The sequence below is a fragment of the Bradyrhizobium cosmicum genome, from assembly GCF_007290395.2.
Taxonomy (GTDB): domain Bacteria; phylum Pseudomonadota; class Alphaproteobacteria; order Rhizobiales; family Xanthobacteraceae; genus Bradyrhizobium; species Bradyrhizobium cosmicum.
The window spans coordinates 6,210,750-6,226,450 of the sequence record NZ_CP041656.2 but is presented as its reverse complement, the minus strand read 5'-3'; the positions used below and the strand labels follow the sequence as shown (position 1 = coordinate 6,226,450).

19 protein-coding genes are annotated in these 15,701 nt (G+C 64.1%); 12 read left to right on the top strand and 7 right to left on the bottom strand.

What is annotated here, in order from left to right; all coding sequences use genetic code 11:
* Nucleotides 1–209 precede the first annotated feature (209 nt).
* Complete coding sequence (locus tag FNV92_RS29775; RefSeq protein WP_143843420.1) at nt 210–737, bottom strand: cupin domain-containing protein; 528 nt, start codon at nt 735–737, stop codon at nt 210–212.
* A 146-nt stretch (nt 738–883) separates the two neighbouring features.
* Between FNV92_RS29775 and FNV92_RS29770 the strand changes: the two genes are divergently transcribed.
* Nucleotides 884–1,099 (top strand): hypothetical protein, encoded by a 216-nt coding sequence (locus FNV92_RS29770; RefSeq protein WP_011090107.1) that lies wholly within the window; start codon nt 884–886, stop codon nt 1,097–1,099.
* A gap of 39 nt (nt 1,100–1,138) precedes the next feature.
* Here FNV92_RS29770 and carA read toward each other — a convergent pair whose 3' ends face one another.
* Complete coding sequence (gene carA, locus FNV92_RS29765) at nt 1,139–2,329, bottom strand: glutamine-hydrolyzing carbamoyl-phosphate synthase small subunit (protein WP_015688429.1); 1,191 nt, start codon at nt 2,327–2,329, stop codon at nt 1,139–1,141.
* A 147-nt stretch (nt 2,330–2,476) separates the two neighbouring features.
* On the opposite strand from carA, the gene FNV92_RS29760 reads away from it, so the two are divergent.
* The 7 genes from FNV92_RS29760 (at nt 2,477) to FNV92_RS29730 (ending at nt 8,080) form a co-directional block, all read left to right on the top strand.
* Nucleotides 2,477–3,205: an alpha/beta fold hydrolase gene (locus FNV92_RS29760; protein ID WP_143843421.1), complete on the top strand. Its 729-nt coding sequence runs from the start codon at nt 2,477–2,479 to the stop codon at nt 3,203–3,205.
* Between the two features lie 33 nt (nt 3,206–3,238).
* Nucleotides 3,239–3,694, top strand: a complete 456-nt coding sequence (locus tag FNV92_RS29755; protein ID WP_143843422.1) for a GatB/YqeY domain-containing protein — start codon at nt 3,239–3,241, stop codon at nt 3,692–3,694.
* 131 nt (nt 3,695–3,825) lie between these two features.
* A complete protein-coding gene (locus tag FNV92_RS29750) occupies nt 3,826–4,962 on the top strand; it encodes an epoxide hydrolase family protein (RefSeq protein WP_143843423.1) in 1,137 nt (378 codons plus the stop codon).
* Between the two features lie 120 nt (nt 4,963–5,082).
* The gene (locus FNV92_RS29745) at nt 5,083–6,693 is read left to right on the top strand and encodes an acyl-CoA synthetase (protein ID WP_143843424.1); all 1,611 of its coding nucleotides are present in this window, start codon (nt 5,083–5,085) and stop codon (nt 6,691–6,693) included.
* Between the two features lie 25 nt (nt 6,694–6,718).
* On the top strand, nt 6,719–7,186 hold the full coding sequence (locus tag FNV92_RS29740; protein ID WP_143843425.1) for a MarR family transcriptional regulator: 468 nt from the start codon (nt 6,719–6,721) through the stop codon (nt 7,184–7,186).
* Nucleotides 7,187–7,265: 79 nt separating this feature from the next.
* Nucleotides 7,266–7,634 carry a YybH family protein gene (locus tag FNV92_RS29735; protein ID WP_143843426.1) on the top strand — a complete coding sequence of 123 codons (369 nt, stop codon included), beginning with the start codon at nt 7,266–7,268 and terminating at the stop codon, nt 7,632–7,634.
* Nucleotides 7,635–7,636: 2 nt separating this feature from the next.
* The gene (locus tag FNV92_RS29730) at nt 7,637–8,080 is read left to right on the top strand and encodes a hypothetical protein (RefSeq protein WP_143843427.1); all 444 of its coding nucleotides are present in this window, start codon (nt 7,637–7,639) and stop codon (nt 8,078–8,080) included.
* Here the strand turns inward: FNV92_RS29730 and FNV92_RS29725 are convergent, their stop codons facing one another.
* Nucleotides 8,081–10,309, bottom strand: coding sequence for an ATP-binding protein (locus FNV92_RS29725; protein ID WP_143843428.1), 2,229 nt, complete (start codon nt 10,307–10,309; stop codon nt 8,081–8,083).
* A gap of 204 nt (nt 10,310–10,513) precedes the next feature.
* On the opposite strand from FNV92_RS29725, the gene FNV92_RS29720 reads away from it, so the two are divergent.
* Both FNV92_RS29720 and FNV92_RS29715 read left to right on the top strand, forming a co-directional pair.
* Nucleotides 10,514–11,287, top strand: a complete 774-nt coding sequence (locus FNV92_RS29720; RefSeq protein ID WP_168213500.1) for a DUF2189 domain-containing protein — start codon at nt 10,514–10,516, stop codon at nt 11,285–11,287.
* Between the two features lie 255 nt (nt 11,288–11,542).
* Entirely contained in the window at nt 11,543–11,719 is a 177-nt protein-coding gene (locus FNV92_RS29715) for a hypothetical protein (RefSeq protein ID WP_015688419.1), read from the top strand.
* An 18-nt stretch (nt 11,720–11,737) separates the two neighbouring features.
* On the opposite strand, the gene FNV92_RS29710 is transcribed toward FNV92_RS29715, so the two are convergent.
* From FNV92_RS29710 to FNV92_RS29700, 3 genes are read right to left on the bottom strand one after another with little or no spacing between them, the layout of a single operon-like run.
* Nucleotides 11,738–12,250, bottom strand: coding sequence for an SRPBCC family protein (locus FNV92_RS29710; protein WP_143843431.1), 513 nt, complete (start codon nt 12,248–12,250; stop codon nt 11,738–11,740).
* The gene (locus FNV92_RS29705) at nt 12,247–12,717 is read right to left on the bottom strand and encodes an SRPBCC family protein (RefSeq protein WP_143843432.1); all 471 of its coding nucleotides are present in this window, start codon (nt 12,715–12,717) and stop codon (nt 12,247–12,249) included. The genes FNV92_RS29710 and FNV92_RS29705 overlap by 4 nt, the downstream gene beginning before the upstream one ends.
* A complete protein-coding gene (locus FNV92_RS29700; protein ID WP_015688416.1) occupies nt 12,710–13,024 on the bottom strand; it encodes an ArsR/SmtB family transcription factor in 315 nt (104 codons plus the stop codon). The genes FNV92_RS29705 and FNV92_RS29700 overlap by 8 nt, the downstream gene beginning before the upstream one ends.
* 112 nt (nt 13,025–13,136) lie before the next feature.
* Between FNV92_RS29700 and FNV92_RS29695 the strand changes: the two genes are divergently transcribed.
* Both FNV92_RS29695 and FNV92_RS29690 read left to right on the top strand, forming a co-directional pair.
* Entirely contained in the window at nt 13,137–13,757 is a 621-nt protein-coding gene (locus FNV92_RS29695) for a LysE family translocator (RefSeq protein WP_186355473.1), read from the top strand.
* A gap of 83 nt (nt 13,758–13,840) precedes the next feature.
* A complete protein-coding gene (locus FNV92_RS29690) occupies nt 13,841–14,824 on the top strand; it encodes a DUF3592 domain-containing protein (protein ID WP_143843433.1) in 984 nt (327 codons plus the stop codon).
* Here FNV92_RS29690 and FNV92_RS29685 read toward each other — a convergent pair.
* On the bottom strand, nt 14,821–15,627 hold the full coding sequence (locus FNV92_RS29685; RefSeq protein WP_143843434.1) for an N-formylglutamate amidohydrolase: 807 nt from the start codon (nt 15,625–15,627) through the stop codon (nt 14,821–14,823). The genes FNV92_RS29690 and FNV92_RS29685 overlap by 4 nt on opposite strands.
* Nucleotides 15,628–15,701 lie beyond the last annotated feature (74 nt).

Sequence of the window (15,701 nt, the reverse complement as noted above, 5' to 3'; positions counted from 1 at the left end):
GCAGGATCGAGACGCCGCCGGAATCAAATGTCGGGCCAGCGGCAGGAGAGCGAACTCCAGGGTGCTACTTTAGCACGAGCGGGAAACGAGGGACAGTGATGGTGGTCATTTGATTCGTGACGCCATTCCGTCGCGCGATGCGTGTGGTTAAGCTTGTTTCTCGCAACAGTTTCGGGCATCGCACGGCATTGAGCCGTTCGGCCGCACGGTCAGCCGCGCCGCCACAATCTGACCAGGGCACCGTTGGCCCCCGTCACTGGATCGGTCTCCGGCAGCCTCACTGCAGGAATCGTCTTCAACGCCTTCGCGTGGTTCTCCGGCGTCGGGCGCGTGATCTGCATTCTCGAGCCGGGCGGATAGGCGCCGACCACGCAGAAATCCTTGGCCGCGGACACGAGCTGGTGCCCGGTGCCGGCGGGCAGGATCGCGACGTCGCCGGCGGAAATTTCCAGCTCCTGGCCGCGATTGCCGCCAAAGCGCACGCGAGCGCGGCCGCGTGCGACGCCAAGCGCCTCATGCACGGTCGCATGATAATGCAGATAATCGTAGACGCCGTTGCGCCACATTCCGCCCCAGCCGTTAACGCCAAACAGGTCTTCGACGGTCTCTTCAGGACGTTTTGGATCGAGCGTCACCGCGCCCTGGTAGACCAGGAAGGGGAGAACGTTGTTCGGCACGAGCCCGTCATCCTCAAACGAGATGGCGAGCGGCTCGGCCTTGTCGCGGACGACGGACATGACAGGGCTCCGGTAGCAATCGACCGGGACTCAAGACGGCACAGGCCCCCTTGTTCCTGGCACCAGTCCGCACGCCGGCTTGACGGAGATCAAGGCGCAGGCGGCTATTCAGGGGCACGCAACCCGGATCGAAGAGGGGGACCGCCATGTACGCATCCGACGTTGCGCAGCGTCATTTTTCCGCCGCCGTCGACGAGGCCGAGACGGCCGGCCTCGGACACGAAGCGGTCTGCCGCGCCCTGCTCAGCCTCGTGATTTCGAAATATCTCGAGACGAGATCGGTTGCCGACATCCAGGCGGAGCTGCGCTTCATCGCCGAGAATTGCGATCCCGACACGGACTTCATGTTCATGCGTCCGTGACGGATAGCCGGCGGTCTCGTCCGCCGGCGTCTTTTGGACTTACGCGCTCTTCTTCTGCCGCATCAGATCGGCGAAGCGCTGGAACAGATAGTGAGAGTCGCGCGGGCCGGGCGAAGCCTCGGGGTGGTACTGCACCGAGAACACGGGCTTGCCGTCGAGCTGGATGCCGCAATTGGACCCGTCGAACAGCGAGATGTGGGTCTGCGTCGCGCCCTTCGGCAGCGTGTTCTCGTCCACCGCAAAGCCGTGGTTCATCGAGGTGATCTCGACCTTGCCGGTGGTCTCGTCCTTCACGGGATGATTGGCGCCGTGATGGCCCTGATGCATCTTCTTCGTCTTCGCGCCAACGGCGAGGCCGAGCATCTGGTGACCGAGGCAGATCCCGAATGTCGGCGTGCCCGACTTGATCACGTCCTGGATGACAGGCACGGCGTATTTGCCGGTCGCGGCCGGATCGCCCGGGCCGTTCGACAGGAACACGCCGTCCGGCTTCATCGCCAGAATCTCCTCCGACGAGGTCGTCGCCGGCACCACCGTCACCTTGCAGCCGACGCCGGCGAGAAGGCGCAGAATGTTGCGCTTGATGCCATAGTCGATGGCGACGACGTTGAACTCCGGCTTGTCCTGCCGGCCAAATCCCTTGTCCCACAGCCAGGGCGTCTCGTCCCAGGTGAAGCGCTGGCCGGAGGTGACCATAGGCACGAGGTCCATGCCCTCGAGGCCCGGCCATTCGCGGGCTTCTTCCTTCAGACCATGAAGGTCGAACTCGCCGGTCCTGGAATGCACGATCACGGCATTGGGCATGCCCTTGCTGCGGATCAGCGCGGTCAGCGCGCGGGTGTCGATGCCGGACAGGCCGATGATGCCGCGCGCCTTGAGCCAGGCGTCGAGATGCTTGGTAGCGCGGTAGTTCGAAGGGTCGGTGATCGCGGTGCGCAGGATCACGCCGCGCGCACCGGGCGTCGCGGCCATGTTCACCGTCTCGATATCTTCGTCGTTGGTGCCGACATTGCCGATATGCGGGAAGGTGAAGGTGATGAGCTGCCCGGCATAGGAGGGATCGGTGAGGATCTCCTCATAGCCGGTCATCGCCGTGTTGAAGCAGACTTCACCCACGGCATGGCCTTCGGCGCCAAGACCAAAGCCTTCGAGCACCGTGCCATCGGCGAGCACAAGGAGCGCGGTCGGTTTATGGTCCGGCCAGGCGGTATCGTTTTCATGTTGTGTCATGAGCCCGCTTCATAGTCTCCGCGAGCGCCGCCGTCAAAGCGCAGATGCGCCGATTCACATGCGTTTTTGCATATTTGACAGGTGGTCTCAGGTACTTAAGCTTGCCGGGAATAATTTCCGGCAAATCCTGGGGCTTGCGAGGCAATAATGGACCAGACCGTCCCCATCCTGCTGGTTCCGGGGCTGGCGTCCTCGGCCCGGATTTATGCCCCGGTGATCCCGGTGCTGTGGCGGTTCGGCCCGGTGATGGTCGCCAATCATATCCGCGACGACAGCATGGCGGCGATCGCCCGCCGGGTCCTGAGCGAGGCGCCGCCGCGCTTCGCGCTCGCCGGCCATTCCATGGGCGGCTACATCGCGCTCGAGATCATGCGCCAGGCGCCCGAGCGGGTCGTCAAGCTCGCGCTCATCAACACCCAGGCGCGGCCTGATACGCCTGAGGCGACCGCGCGCCGCCGCGGCCTGATGGAGCGGGCGAGACGCGGCGAGCTGCGCGCGGCACGCGAGGAGATGTTTCCCGAACTGGTGCATCCCTCGCGCCGCGACGATTCCGGCATTCGCCGGCTGGTAGACGAGCAGGGCGAGGATGTCGGCGTGGAAGGCTATCTCCGGCAACAGACCGCGATCATCGCCCGCGTCGACTCGCGGCCCACGCTGGCGACGATCAAATGCCCGACGCTGGTGCTGACGGGCGATCAGGACAACACCATTCCCAATGCATTCTCGAAGGAGATGGCGGAGGGCATTGCGGGCGCGAGGCTGGTGATCCTCGACCGTTGCGGGCATCTGCCGCAGCCGGAGCAGCCCGAGGCGACGGCGCGGGCGCTGGCCGAATGGCTTCAAACCCAGGTTGTCTCAGGGGCGCGAACGGCCTAGATCAGGCCTCGGATATGCGAAGGGATCACGATCATGCTGCGCGACGACATCAACAATGCGGTCAAGGAGGCCATGAAGGCCAAGGACGAGCGTAAGCTCTCCACGCTGCGCATGGTCAACTCCACCATCAAGAACGCCGACATCGAAGCCCGCGGCAACGGCAAGCCGCCGCTCTCCGATGCCGACCTGCTTGGCGTCTTTCAGAAGATGATCAAGCAGCGCCAGGAGTCGGTCGCACTCTACGAAAAGGGCGGCCGCGCCGAGCTCGCCGCGCAAGAGCGCGAGGAGATCGCGGTGATCTCGGCGTACCTGCCGAAGCAGATGTCGGATGACGAGGTCAAGAAAGCGATCGCCGATGCGATCGGCGAGACGGGCGCCGCCGGCATGAAGGACATGGGCAAGGTGATCGCAATGTTGCGGGCGAAATACGCCGGGCAGATGGATTTCGGCAAGGCCAGCGGCTTGGTGAAGGCTGCGCTGACGGGCTAGGTCGTCATTCCGGGGCGACGCGAAAGCGTCGGACCCGGAATCCATCGCGCCGCTGAATCCCTTGCTTAAGGGATTCCGGGCTCGCGCTTCGCGCGCCCCGGAATGACAAAAAGAACAAGGGGAGGCAACCGATGACCGCCATCAAGCCGTTCCGCATCGCCATCAGCGAGGACATCCTCACCGATCTCAAATCGCGTCTTGCCCGCACGCGCTGGCCCGAGGCCGAACTGGTCGATGACTGGAGCCAGGGCGCGCCGCTGAAGTGGATCAAGGAGATTTGCGGCTATTGGGCGAACGACTATGACTGGCGCGCCCGCGAGGCGAAGCTCAATCGCTTCGACCAGTTCACCACCGAGATCGACGGGCTTGACATCCACTTCCTGCATGTGCGCTCGAAAGAACCGTCGGCACTGCCGCTGATCATCACCCATGGCTGGCCCGGCTCGATCGTCGAATTCCAGAAAGTGATCGCGCCGCTGGTCGATCCCGCCGCGCATGGCGGCGATCCCGCGGATGCCTTCCACGTTGTCTGCCCGTCGCTGCCGGGCTTCGGCTTCTCGGCCAAACCCAAGACCACCGGCTGGGGCGTCGATCGCATCGCTGCAACCTGGGCCGGGCTGATGGACCGTCTCGGCTACGCACGTTACGGCGCGCAAGGCGGCGACTGGGGTTCGGCGGTGACGACCTCGCTCGGCGGGCAGGACCCGGAGCACTGCGCCGGCATCCACATCACGCTCGCCTTCAACGCCGCGCCGAAGGTCGAGGGCGAGCCGACGCCGGAGGAGAAGCGCGCGCTCGCCGGCCTCAAGCACTATGTCGATCTCGATTCCGGCTATTCAAAACAGCAATCGACGCGGCCGCAGACACTTGGCTATGGCCTGACGGATTCGCCGAGCGGGCAGGCGGCCTGGATCCTGGAAAAATTCTGGGCCTGGACCGATTGCGACGGCCATCCCGAGAACATCTTCAGCAAGGACGAACTGCTCGACAACGTCATGCTCTATTGGGCGACGGAGACGGCGACGTCATCGGCGCGGCTGTATTGGGAGAGCTTCGGCAAGCGCCGGACGACGCCGAAGGTCAACGTGCCCACAGGCGTTGCAGTGTTCCCCAAGGAGATCATCACGCCGGTGCGGCGCTGGATGGAGCCGAACTTCTCCAAGATCACGCATTGGAGCGAGATGGAGAAGGGCGGTCATTTCGCCGCATTCGAGCAGCCGGAGCTGTTCGTGCGCGATGTCAGGAAGTTCTTCGCGACGGTGCGGTGAAACGCTCTCTCCGTCATGCCCGGGCTTGTCCCGGTCATCCACGCCCTTAAACTCAGGGCCAAACAAGAACGTGAATGGCCGGGACAAGCCCGGCCATGACGCCGCTGCCGGGAAACGACCATGCTCACCGAAGCCGCCACCTACGACGAACTCTACCGCAATTTCCGCTGGGACGTCCCGGCGCGCTTCAACATGGCGGAGGCGTGCTGCGACCGCCATGCCGACGGGACCGGCCGCCTCGCGCTGGTCTATGTCGACGAGAACGGCGCTACCATGCGCACTTCCTTCGACGAGGTCGCGGAGATGTCGCGCCGCTTCGCCAATGTCCTGAAGGCCGACGGCCTTGCGCGCGGCGACCGCGTTGCGGTATTCCTGTCGCAATCGCTGGAATTGCCGGTCGCGCACATGGCGGCGCTCCGTTCGGCGATGATTTCGATTCCGCTGTTCGCATTGTTCGGTGAAGACGCGCTGGAATTCCGTCTTTCGAACTCGCAGGCCAAGGCGATCGTTACCGACGAAGCGGGCTGGGAGAAACTGGCAAAAATCCGTGATCGCCTGCCGGACCTGAAGAACGTCTATGTCGTCGGCGAAAGCGCGCCGGCGGGGACGAAATCATTCTGGGATGCAGTCAAGGCCGCATCGCCCGACTTCGCGCGGGTCGACACCTCGGCCGACGATCCCGCACTGATCATTTACACCTCGGGCACGACGGGCAATCCGAAGGGCGCGCTGCACGCGCACCGCGTCGTGCTCGGCCATCTGCCGAATGTGGAGATGTGTCACAACTTCCTGCCGCGCCCCGGCGATCTCATGTGGACGCCGGCGGACTGGGCCTGGATCGGCGGCCTCGTCAACGGGCTGTTCGCGTTCTGGTATCACGGCATTCCGCTGGTCGGTCATCGCGCCCGAAAATTCGAACCGCAGGCGGCGATGCAGATGATGGCCGAGCTCGGCGTCCGCAACGTCTTCCTGCCGCCGACCGCGCTCAAGCTGATGCGGCAGGCCGGCGTAAAGCATTCCGGTGTGAAACTGCGCAGCATTTTTACCGGCGGTGAATCCCTCGGCGGCGAACTGCTCGGCTGGGTGCGCGAGACCTTCGGCATCGATGCGCATGAAGTGTTCGGCCAGACCGAGTGCAATCTCGTGATCGGCAGCAACTCGAACCTTTTCCCGATCCGCCCGGGCTCGATGGGAAAGGCGACACCGGGTTTCGATGTCCGCATCGTCAACGACAAGGGCGAAGAGCAGCCGAGAGGACAACGTGGCATCATCGGCGTGCGCCAGCCATGCCCCTGCACGATGATCGAATACTGGCGCAATCCCGAGGCGACGGCGAAGAAATATGCCGGCGAGTTCCTGCTGACCGGCGATCTTGGCGTGCAGGATGAGGACGGCTATTTCTGGTACGTCAGCCGCGAAGACGACGTCATCACTACCGCCGGCTATCGTGTCGGCCCGTCCGAGATCGAGCACACGCTGATGAAGCATCCGTCGGTGGCGATGGCTGCGGTGGTCGGCATTCCCGATCCGATCCGCACCGAATCGATCAAGGCCTGGATCGTGCTGCGCCCGGGCTTTGCCCCTGGCGCAGCACTCGCGCGCGAGATCCAGGAGTTCGTCAAGGTGCAACTCGCCGCGCACGAATATCCCCGCTTCGTGGAGTTCGCCGAGACGCTGCCGATGACGGCGACGGGCAAGGTGCTGCGGCGCGAGCTGCGGGCGAAGGGCTAGGTTTTCACTTCAACGCAATCGGATCATGGCAAAGACCTCCCAAGCCGCGGGGCTGCACCGAGCCTCGCTTCCCAAGCTGCACGATCTCGATGCTGCGCTGGAGCTCATGTATTACGGCTGGCGCGGCATGACGCTGGAGGCCGACGAATATCTGGCGAAGCAGGGTTTGTCGCGTCCGCACCACCGTATCCTCTACGTCGTCGCACGCCGCCCGGACATCGCGATCGGCTCGCTGATCGAAGTCCTCGGCATTTCCAAGCAGGCCCTCAATCGGCCGCTCAATTTGCTGCTGGAGCGCAAGCTTCTGACCTCGAAGCGAGCACCCGAGCAACATCGCTCGAAGCTGCTTCGCCTGACGGAAGCCGGACGACGGATCGAGCAGAAGGCCTCGGATCACGAGCGCAAGGTCCTGCGCGAGGCGTTTGATCGCGTCGGAGCACCGGGCGCTGCGGCGTGGATGGCGGTCATGGGCACGATCGCCGACGGCAACTGACAGATCTTAATGTCAATGTAGTTGACATGAGAGGGCGACTTTGCCATTTTCCCGGCAACGAGCCGGGGAGGGCAGCGTCATGAGCGCAACGAAAATGGATCGCGAGGCCGCCGAGCGCTTCGTCGCGGCCTGGCGTGCAAGCTGGTGCAAGGTCGATATCGACGCGGTCGTTGCACATTTTGCCGACGATGCACAGATGCGCAGTCCTTTGGCGTTGACGCTGACCGGTTCTCCGGTCGTCGCGGGGGCCGAGAACATCCGCGCCTATTGGCAGAAGGCCTATGGCCACATCAAGAGCGCCGACCTGAAGATTCTGAGCTGGGGCTGGGACGCGACGATCGCGCGCCTCACGGTGTGGTGGCAGCTGGGCGAGGCCCGCGCCAGTGAATTCATGGATTTCGACGGCGCGGGCCGTGTGGTGCGCAGCGAAGCTTTCTACGGAAGATGACCATGCGCCCTTCTGATGTCGTTCTGCTCCTCAATGCGCTCTGGTTCGGCGGCGCCTTCATTCAGTTCAGCATTGCCCAGAGCAATACGCTGAAGATACTTTTGCCGCGTGAAGAGCGGGGCAATCCGATCGCGCCGACGCTGGCAGCCAGCGTGGCATTCCTGGGCGGGATGAACCTGCCGATCGGACTGTTGTCGCTCTATCTTCTCGCGGCGCGTCCGCTCTTCTTCCAGCCGATCGAGGCGCAGCTTGCACTGTTCCTGTTCTTTGCCGCCTGCCACTTCAGCCAGTTCGCCTATAACCTGCCTGTCCTGATGCGCGGCGGACGTATCGGCGTGGCTTACTGGCCCGTGCTGAAAGGTCCCATGCTCAGGATATTCGTCGTCGACGCGGTTTTGTTCGCGGCCAATCTCGGCGTGGCGCTTCTGCTCGTGTCTCGTTCCTGATCATCGCGGCGGCGCCGACAGGGTGGACCGCAGCATCGCGGCGAGGTCCTGCCGCTTGAACGGCTTCGTCAGAACGCGGGCATCGATTCCGTCAGGCGTCTTGACGGGACTTTGGCTGTAGCCGGAGGTGAAGAGCACCTTGAGGCCGGGCCGCAGGACGAGGGCTTGCCTTGCAAGCTCCGGCCCGAACATGCCGCCGGGCATCACGACGTCGGTGAACAGCAGATGGATATCTCCGGGCTGGCGCAGCACGTCGAGCGCTGCGGGCCCGTTCGATGTCGCGATGACGCGGTAGCCGAGCGTCTTCAGCTCGCTCTCGACATAGGCTCGGACCATGTCGTCGTCCTCGACCAGGAGAACGGTTTCGCTTCCATCGAGGGTGGTGAGCCGCTCCGCTTGTGGCGGATCCTCGCTCAGCGTTGCTGCAATGCGAGGAAAGAACAGCCTGACGACGCTGCCTTGCCCCGGTTCGGACTGCAACTGCACGAGCCCGCCGGATTGCTGCGCAAATCCGTAGACCATGCTCAAGCCGAGGCCGGTGCCCTTGCCGACCTCCTTGGTGGTGAAGAACGGCTCGAACGCGCGGCTTGCCACCTCGCCGGTCATGCCGCTGCCGGTATCGGTCACGGCCACCATGACGTAGTCGCCTGGCCGCGGCTCGCCGTTGACGTCGAGGTCGGATGCACTGAGCGAGTTGTTGCGGACCTCGACCGTCAGCTTGCCACCGTCGGGCATCGCGTCGCGCGCGTTGAGCACGAGGTTGAGCAGGGCCGTTGCCAGCTGGCCGGGATCGACGCTGGTCAACCACAGATCTGGTCCGAACACGAAGCTGCACTCGATGTGCTCGCCCAGCGACCGGCGCAACAACTGCTCCATGCCGACGACCTTCTCGGCGATGTCGATCTCTCGCGGTCGCAGCGGCTGCTTGCGTGCGAAGGCGAGCAGGCTCCGTGTCAGGTCGGCCCCGCGCTCGGCGGCGGTCGCGATGTCGCCGGCGATCCGGTGCAGCTCCTTGTTTCCCGCCAGCCTGTCGGCAAGATGCTCCGAATTACCGAGGATGACGGTCAGCAGATTGTTGAAATCGTGCGCCACGCCGCCGGTGAGCTGCCCCATCGCTTCCATTTTCTGGGACTGGCTGAGCTTGTGGCTGAGGTCGGCGATGGCGGCGCGTTGCTGCTCGAGCGACTCGGCGGTGCCGTTCAGCAGGGTCATCAATCCGCCGAGCTCGCCGCGCGGATAAGGAGGCGGGATTCGTGCACCGAGCTCGCCGAGCCCGAGCTTCTTTGCCATCGTGGCGAGCCGTCCGACCTGGCGCCCGACGCTCATGGTCGCAAGGATCCAGACGCCCGCCAAAAGCAGCAGCGAAGCCACGGCGAGGATCGCCATGTCCTCGTAAAGCCGGCGGCTGGCGGCCGCGACCAGTCCCTCCTTGGAACGTCCGACCATGATGTAGAGGCCGGCGTTGCGGATCGAAGGCGAGCGGGCGACGGCCCAGACCTGCGTGCGGCCTTCGCGATCAGTTACCTCCCGAAACGCTTCACGATCGGGGTTTGCGGCGAAGCGGAACAGGTCGGACCCTGCGATCGAGGCGCCGACGGGCGCACTCCGGCCGCCTTCCTTGGGGGCGACCAGAACGGTCCCCTTGCCGTCGGTGAGGAGGATCTCCTTCTCGGTGAGCAGCCGCTTGTGGTGGTATTCCGCGAACTTGTTGAGGTTGAAGGAGGCAAGCAGGATGAATTTCAACGCGCCCGCCTCCGATCGCACGGGGTAGGCGATCTGGAGCACCGATAGTCCGGTCAGCCGGCCGAACACCGGCTCGATAGCGACGCCGCCGTGCAAGCCCTGGACCTGCTTGAAATAGGCGCGATCCCTCAGATCGAGGGTGCGGTCGGTCCGCAGCGAGTCGCAGAACAGGCTGCCGTCCGGATTGATGGTCAGTATCCCGGTAAACTGCGGGTATTCTTCGCGCACGTCCGACAGAAAGGCCGAACACGCCGCCTTGTCGCGCGTGTCGAGGTCGCGCGCTCGGGCGAGGCCATAGTGAAGTTGGGCGGTGCCCTGGATCTTCTCGTCCAGATCGCCGGCGATGTCGTCGGCCGTCGCAGCCAGATTGGCGAGGGCCGCGTTGATCTCGCTGCTCCTGTTCTGCACGAAGCGCAGCCCGACCAGGCTCGCCGGCACCAGCATGGCCGCGATCACCAATATCAGTAGCCGGGTACGCAAGCTCATCGGTCGGGTGGTCCGCTCTGGTGATCGCATGTGCTGGTCGGAAGGGGCAATCTGCGGCACCATCCTCTGCTCAGTCCATAGGCATCGCGCCGAAAAGCCACCCATGGGGAAAGATTCTGAAGTCGCGCGCGGCGCTCAAGGGCGCTACAATCGAGGTCGATCCGCGTGCGACGAAGATTGCAACGGCAGAGGAGGAGGGAGCCGATGTCCATCTCGGGCAAGGTCGATCCGGTGGTGCGTACCGTTGCGACGACCGACATTGCCGAGGCGCTGGTCGAGGGCCTGCGCGATTTCCAGGCGGTGCCGCTTTACGGACTCTGCTTCGGTGGGCTCTATGCGGCCGGCGGTATCGCCATCATGCTCTGCCTCACCGCCTTCGGCATGGTCTATCTGGTCTATCCCCTCGCGGCGGGTTTCGCGCTGATCGGCCCGTTCGTGGCGATCGGGCTCTACGAAGTCAGCCGCCGGCGCGAGCGCGGCGAGCCGGTCTCGTTTGCTGCGATCTGGTCGGCGATACGCTCGCGCAGCGAGATCGGCTGGATGGCGTTCGTCACGCTGTTCGTGTTCGTGATCTGGATGTACCAGGTGCGGCTCCTGATCGCGCTGCTGCTCGGCCTGCACGCCTCGTTCTCGAGCCTCCAGGAATTCATGACGGTGGTTCTGACGACCAACGAGGGCCTGCTGTTCCTCGCGATCGGCAATGCGGTCGGCGCGGCGCTGTCGCTGATCTTGTTTTCGTTGACCGTGGTGTCGTTTCCGCTGCTGCTCGACCGCGAGGTCGATTTCGTCACCGCCATGGTCACGAGCGTGCGCGCCGTGGTGACGAGCCCGCTGCCGATGATCGGCTGGGCCGCCGTGATCGTGATCCTGCTGATCGTCTCGGCGCTGCCGTATTTCCTGGGGCTGATCGTGACGCTGCCGGTGCTCGGGCATGCGACGTGGCATCTCTATCGGCGGCTGGTGGCGCCGATGGCTTAGAGGGAGCCGGACTCATCGGCAGCGAGCTATTCGCCCCTGGGCGAGAAAACGATAGCTAATTGCCGTGATTGCGCGCACGGTGCGCCAATGTCGGAAAGAGCGGTCGTCCCCGCGCCCACGTGGCGCCACGACTACACGCGCGCGACGTGAAATGGCGCAATCCCCGCACCTCTTGCCGCGGATATCCGAAAGATTCCACTGCGTTTCGATATGAGATCGAACGCCAACCGAAAGCACCTGATGCAAGCTCAACCGATGCAAGCTCTCTCCCCACGGCACGTCAAGACAGACGAAGCGCTCCGGCTCGGCGTGGAGTCAGGCTGGTACGCGATCAAGGTCAGCGGGACCTTCGTCTCGGGCCCGCACGAATCGGAAGGGGATTGCCGCAGCAAGATCGACGAGATTCAGCCGCCGGTGAAGAAGAAGCGATGAAGGCGCAGGTTCCAATCGCTACGGCGTCCTGATCCCCATCGCCTTCAACGCCGCCAGCATCTGCGCTGGCGGCGCCATCGTTATCTGCGGCGCCTTCCCCGTCTCGAGCAGGCTCTTGAGCCCGGACAGGATCGCCGGCCAGCCCGTGCGGCCGCCGGAAAGGATATCGTCGCTCAGCGGACGGTCGTGGCGTTCGCTCATGGTGAGACGGACGGCTTCGCCGGCTTCCTCGATCTCGTAGGTGACGAGTGTGGTGCCGAGTTTTGCGACGAGGTCGGGCCAGTTGACGTCCCACGTTACCGTCAGCTTCCTCGGCGGATCGTATTCGAACACCTCGCCGGAGATGTGTTCGGAGCCGTCGGGCGCGCGCACGATGAAGCTGCCGCCGAGCTTCGGCTCCATCTCCACCGCAAAGCCGGAAAAGTATCTGCGGCTGAACTCGGCCGATGTCAGCGCCTCCCACACCTTGTCCGGCGTCGAGGCGATGTAGATGGTGTAGACCGTCAGCGGCTTGAACTGCTCGAAATTCATGTTGCGTCGAATCCCTTGTTGAGGGCCGCGCGCGGGATGGCGAGCACCTGGCCCCTCTCCAGCAGGCTCTTGAGCCCGGAAAGGATCGCCGGCCAGCCATTGGAGACGGCGCCGAGGTATTTGCCGCCCTCGACAAAGCCGTCATGCAGCACGGTCAAACGCACGAGCGAGCCGAACGGTTCGATGGTGAAGACGACGCGCGAAATCGGCTCGCCGCGGAGCTCTTCGAACTTCTGGTGCTTGAAGCTGTAGGACAAGCGCCGCGGGGGATCGGCCTCGAGGATTTCGCCGGAATCGGTGATCTCGCCATCGAGCGTCAGCGCGAAGGGGGAGCCGACCTTCCAGTCGGATCGGACCTCGGCGCCGAACCAGTATTGCCTCGTGAACTCGCTCGATGTCAGCGCTTCCCACAGTTTTTCCGGCGTGGTCTCGATATAGCTCACATAGACGAATTGCGGCTTACTCATCGCGCTTCTCCAACTGGCGTTTCAATTCGCCGAGCGCGGCGAGCTTGCCGCGCTCGAATTTCCTGATCCAGCGTTCGCCGATCTGATGGATCGGTACTGGATTGAGATAGTGCAGCTTCTCGCGGCCGTGCCTGATCGTCGTGACCAGGTTGGCCTCTTCAAGAACGACAAGGTGCTTGGTCACCGCCTGGCGCGTCATCGCGAGGCCCTCGCAGAGCTCGTTCAGCGTCTGGCCGTTCCTGGCGTGAAGCCTGTCGAGCAGCGACCGTCGTGACGCATCGGCGAGCGCTTTGAAGACTTCATCCATAGTAGCGATAATAGGCAACCAAATGGTTGCATGTCAAGTGCGAGGTCGTGACTTCCGTTGCCGCCGTCGCCGTGCATTAATGTCCCCGAACCACCCTCAGCGAGTCCTTCTCATGATGTCCATGCAAGCCTATCTCGCCTTCGTCGCCGCCTGCGTTGCGCTGGCGCTGCTGCCTGGGCCGATCGTGACCCTCGTCATCGCCAACGGCCTGCGCCACGGTACGCGCGCGGCGCTGACCAATGTCGCGGGCGCGCAGGCGGGCCTTGCCATCGTCATCGGCATCGTCGCGGTCGGCCTGACCTCGCTGATGGCGACCATGGGTTACTGGTTCGACTGGGTGCGCTTCGCAGGCGCGGCCTATCTGATCTGGCTCGGAATCAGGCTGATCTGGGCGCCGGTCGAAGGGATCGATGTCGACGAACCGCCGGCACCGCCGCGCGGCGGGTTCTTCCTGCAAGGCTTTCTGGTGCTGCTGTCGAACCCGAAGGTCCTGATTTTCTTCGGCGCCTTCATTCCGCAGTTCATGGACATGAACCGCGACCACTTCCCGCAGGTCGCGCTGCTGGGCGCGACCTTCATGGTCACTGCGGCGATGACCGATGCGCTCTACGCCATCGCGGCCGGGCGGGCGCGAAAGTTCTTCTCCGCCCGCCGCACCCGTCTGATGTCGCGCGTCTCCGGCGGCTTCATGATCGGCGGCGGCATCTGGCTGGCGCTGACCAGGGCGAAATAGGCCGCTTTCGCGCTTGTTCTGCTTGAACCTTTGTCGGCGGCGATGCGTCCAATCGGGCATTGCCGTTGACGAAGGATATTGCCGTGCCCGATCTGCCCTGGTTCGTCTACGCGATGCTGCTTGCACCGCTCGGACTCATCCTGGTCGCCGCAATCGTCAAGACCTGGCAGGTGCGCGAGGCGCGAAGCTGGCTGCAGGCGCCGGGCAAGGTCGTCACCTCGGTCGCAGAGGTGCGCGAGGTCAAGGTTTTCGACGACGACCGCGAGGGCGGCTCACGCCTCGAGAGCCGCAATTTTGCGAATGTGACTTACGAGTATTCGGTGGGCGGCAGGAAGCTGCGCAACAACCGCATCTCGATCGGCGAGGACCTCGGCAATTTCCAGGTCGCCGAAAAGCTCGCGAAATATCCGGCCGGCAGCATCGTCACGGTCTACTACAATCCGCGCCATCCCGATCAGGCCGTGCTGGAACGCGACCTGCCCAAGGGCCTGTGGGGCTGTCTCGGCATTGGCACGGTGATCGTGCTTGCCATCGTGTTCGGCTCGGTGTTCGGGTTCAATCAGGCCTATGCCTATCTCGCGCATCATATCGGACGGCCCGATCTTGCGGGCCTTGTCGTCGCCTTCGGCGCGTTCGGCCTCGTCATCGCGCTGATGGGGTTTGCCGTGCGAAAGCAGGCGTCGATGGCGACGCGTTGGCCTGTGGTGCCGGGCACGATCAAGCTGTCGGGAATGGAGGAATATCACGCGGCCAGCGAGCCCGGCGAGGCGCGCGGCGTCGAGATGTTCGGCAAGCGCGTGACCTATACCTACCGCTATCAGAACGTCAGCTACACCAATGAATGCGCGCGTGTCGCGGCCGGAACGCCGTCGGCCTCCGAGGAGATGCTGCGGAAGCTGATGTCGCGCTATCAGGACGGCGCGACCGTCGAGGTCCATGTCAATCCCGACAACCCGGCCGAGGCGACGCTGGATGCCCGGGGCGACGGCCGCATGGCCTGGGTGCTGTGGGGCATCGCCGCGATCTTCGCCGCGCTGGCGCTGTTCGTCGCGACGCGCGGCGGCTAGTCGACCACTCTCTCCGCCCTCAGCTCCACCTCGATCTCCGCGAAGATCCGCGCCAGCCGGTCGGCCCATTGTTGCTCACCGGACTGATCCGCGATCAGATCCTGGCGGATCTCGATGCCGGTGTTGACGAGGCCGCGGGCTTCGCCGTGCACGGGGATGGTGTAGTCGGTGAGGTCGTTCACCGCATAAGGCTCGTTGTCGCCGACGACGAGATCGCTCTCGGCGCGGAGATGTTTCAGCAGAAGGTGCGGCAGCACCGTGTCGCGGTTGTAGAGCGTGCCGATGTGCCAGGGCCGCTCCACCCCGGCATAGACCGGCGTGAAGCTGTGCAGCGACACCAGCACCGTGGGTCGCTTGTCGTGCAGCCGGCCGTCGATGACGGCGTTGATGCGGCGATGATAGGGCTCGAAAATCTCGCGCCGCCGCGCCTCGCGCTCGTGCTCCGAAATGCCCTCGTTGCGCGGGATTGCCGTTGCCTCCGAAATGACCGGAATCGAGCTCGCTGCGCCCGGCGGGCGGTTGCAGTCGATCACGAGTCGCGAATAGCGCTGCGCGATCAGATGTGCGTCGAGCATCCTTGCCAGCCGTTCGGCGACGCCGGCGATGCCGATATCCCAGGCGATGTGCCGCGTCAGCTCGGTCCCGGCGACGCCGAGATCGCCGAGCGCACGCGGCAGAATCCGCCCGTAATGATCCGAGGTGAGCAGAAAGGGCGATGCTCCCCCGGCATTCACCTCATGCACCGGCGGAATGTCGCCCTCATCCAGCAGTTGATCGGTCGCGTCAGCCGTATCTAAAGCCATCCAGATTGCCTATGGAAAGAGCAGTCACCCTCACAATTGGGCAGAATCGCTGTAGATTGATCCCCCCAATATCA

Excerpts from the sequence above, each read along its gene's own strand:
- FNV92_RS29775 (WP_143843420.1), bottom strand. The coding sequence starts at position 737 with ATGTCCGTCGTCCGCGACAAGGCCGAGCCGCTCGCCATCTCGTTTGAG.
- FNV92_RS29770 (WP_011090107.1), top strand. The coding sequence starts at position 884 with ATGTACGCATCCGACGTTGCGCAGCGTCATTTTTCCGCCGCCGTCGAC.
- carA (WP_015688429.1), bottom strand. The coding sequence starts at position 2,329 with ATGACACAACATGAAAACGATACCGCCTGGCCGGACCATAAACCGACC.
- FNV92_RS29760 (WP_143843421.1), top strand. The coding sequence starts at position 2,477 with ATGGACCAGACCGTCCCCATCCTGCTGGTTCCGGGGCTGGCGTCCTCG.
- FNV92_RS29755 (WP_143843422.1), top strand. The coding sequence starts at position 3,239 with ATGCTGCGCGACGACATCAACAATGCGGTCAAGGAGGCCATGAAGGCC.
- FNV92_RS29750 (WP_143843423.1), top strand. The coding sequence starts at position 3,826 with ATGACCGCCATCAAGCCGTTCCGCATCGCCATCAGCGAGGACATCCTC.
- FNV92_RS29745 (WP_143843424.1), top strand. The coding sequence starts at position 5,083 with ATGCTCACCGAAGCCGCCACCTACGACGAACTCTACCGCAATTTCCGC.
- FNV92_RS29740 (WP_143843425.1), top strand. The coding sequence starts at position 6,719 with ATGGCAAAGACCTCCCAAGCCGCGGGGCTGCACCGAGCCTCGCTTCCC.
- FNV92_RS29735 (WP_143843426.1), top strand. The coding sequence starts at position 7,266 with ATGAGCGCAACGAAAATGGATCGCGAGGCCGCCGAGCGCTTCGTCGCG.
- FNV92_RS29730 (WP_143843427.1), top strand. The coding sequence starts at position 7,637 with ATGCGCCCTTCTGATGTCGTTCTGCTCCTCAATGCGCTCTGGTTCGGC.
- FNV92_RS29725 (WP_143843428.1), bottom strand. The coding sequence starts at position 10,309 with ATGAGCTTGCGTACCCGGCTACTGATATTGGTGATCGCGGCCATGCTG.
- FNV92_RS29720 (WP_168213500.1), top strand. The coding sequence starts at position 10,514 with ATGTCCATCTCGGGCAAGGTCGATCCGGTGGTGCGTACCGTTGCGACG.
- FNV92_RS29715 (WP_015688419.1), top strand. The coding sequence starts at position 11,543 with ATGCAAGCTCTCTCCCCACGGCACGTCAAGACAGACGAAGCGCTCCGG.
- FNV92_RS29710 (WP_143843431.1), bottom strand. The coding sequence starts at position 12,250 with ATGAATTTCGAGCAGTTCAAGCCGCTGACGGTCTACACCATCTACATC.
- FNV92_RS29705 (WP_143843432.1), bottom strand. The coding sequence starts at position 12,717 with ATGAGTAAGCCGCAATTCGTCTATGTGAGCTATATCGAGACCACGCCG.
- FNV92_RS29700 (WP_015688416.1), bottom strand. The coding sequence starts at position 13,024 with ATGGATGAAGTCTTCAAAGCGCTCGCCGATGCGTCACGACGGTCGCTG.
- FNV92_RS29695 (WP_186355473.1), top strand. The coding sequence starts at position 13,137 with ATGATGTCCATGCAAGCCTATCTCGCCTTCGTCGCCGCCTGCGTTGCG.
- FNV92_RS29685 (WP_143843434.1), bottom strand. The coding sequence starts at position 15,627 with ATGGCTTTAGATACGGCTGACGCGACCGATCAACTGCTGGATGAGGGC.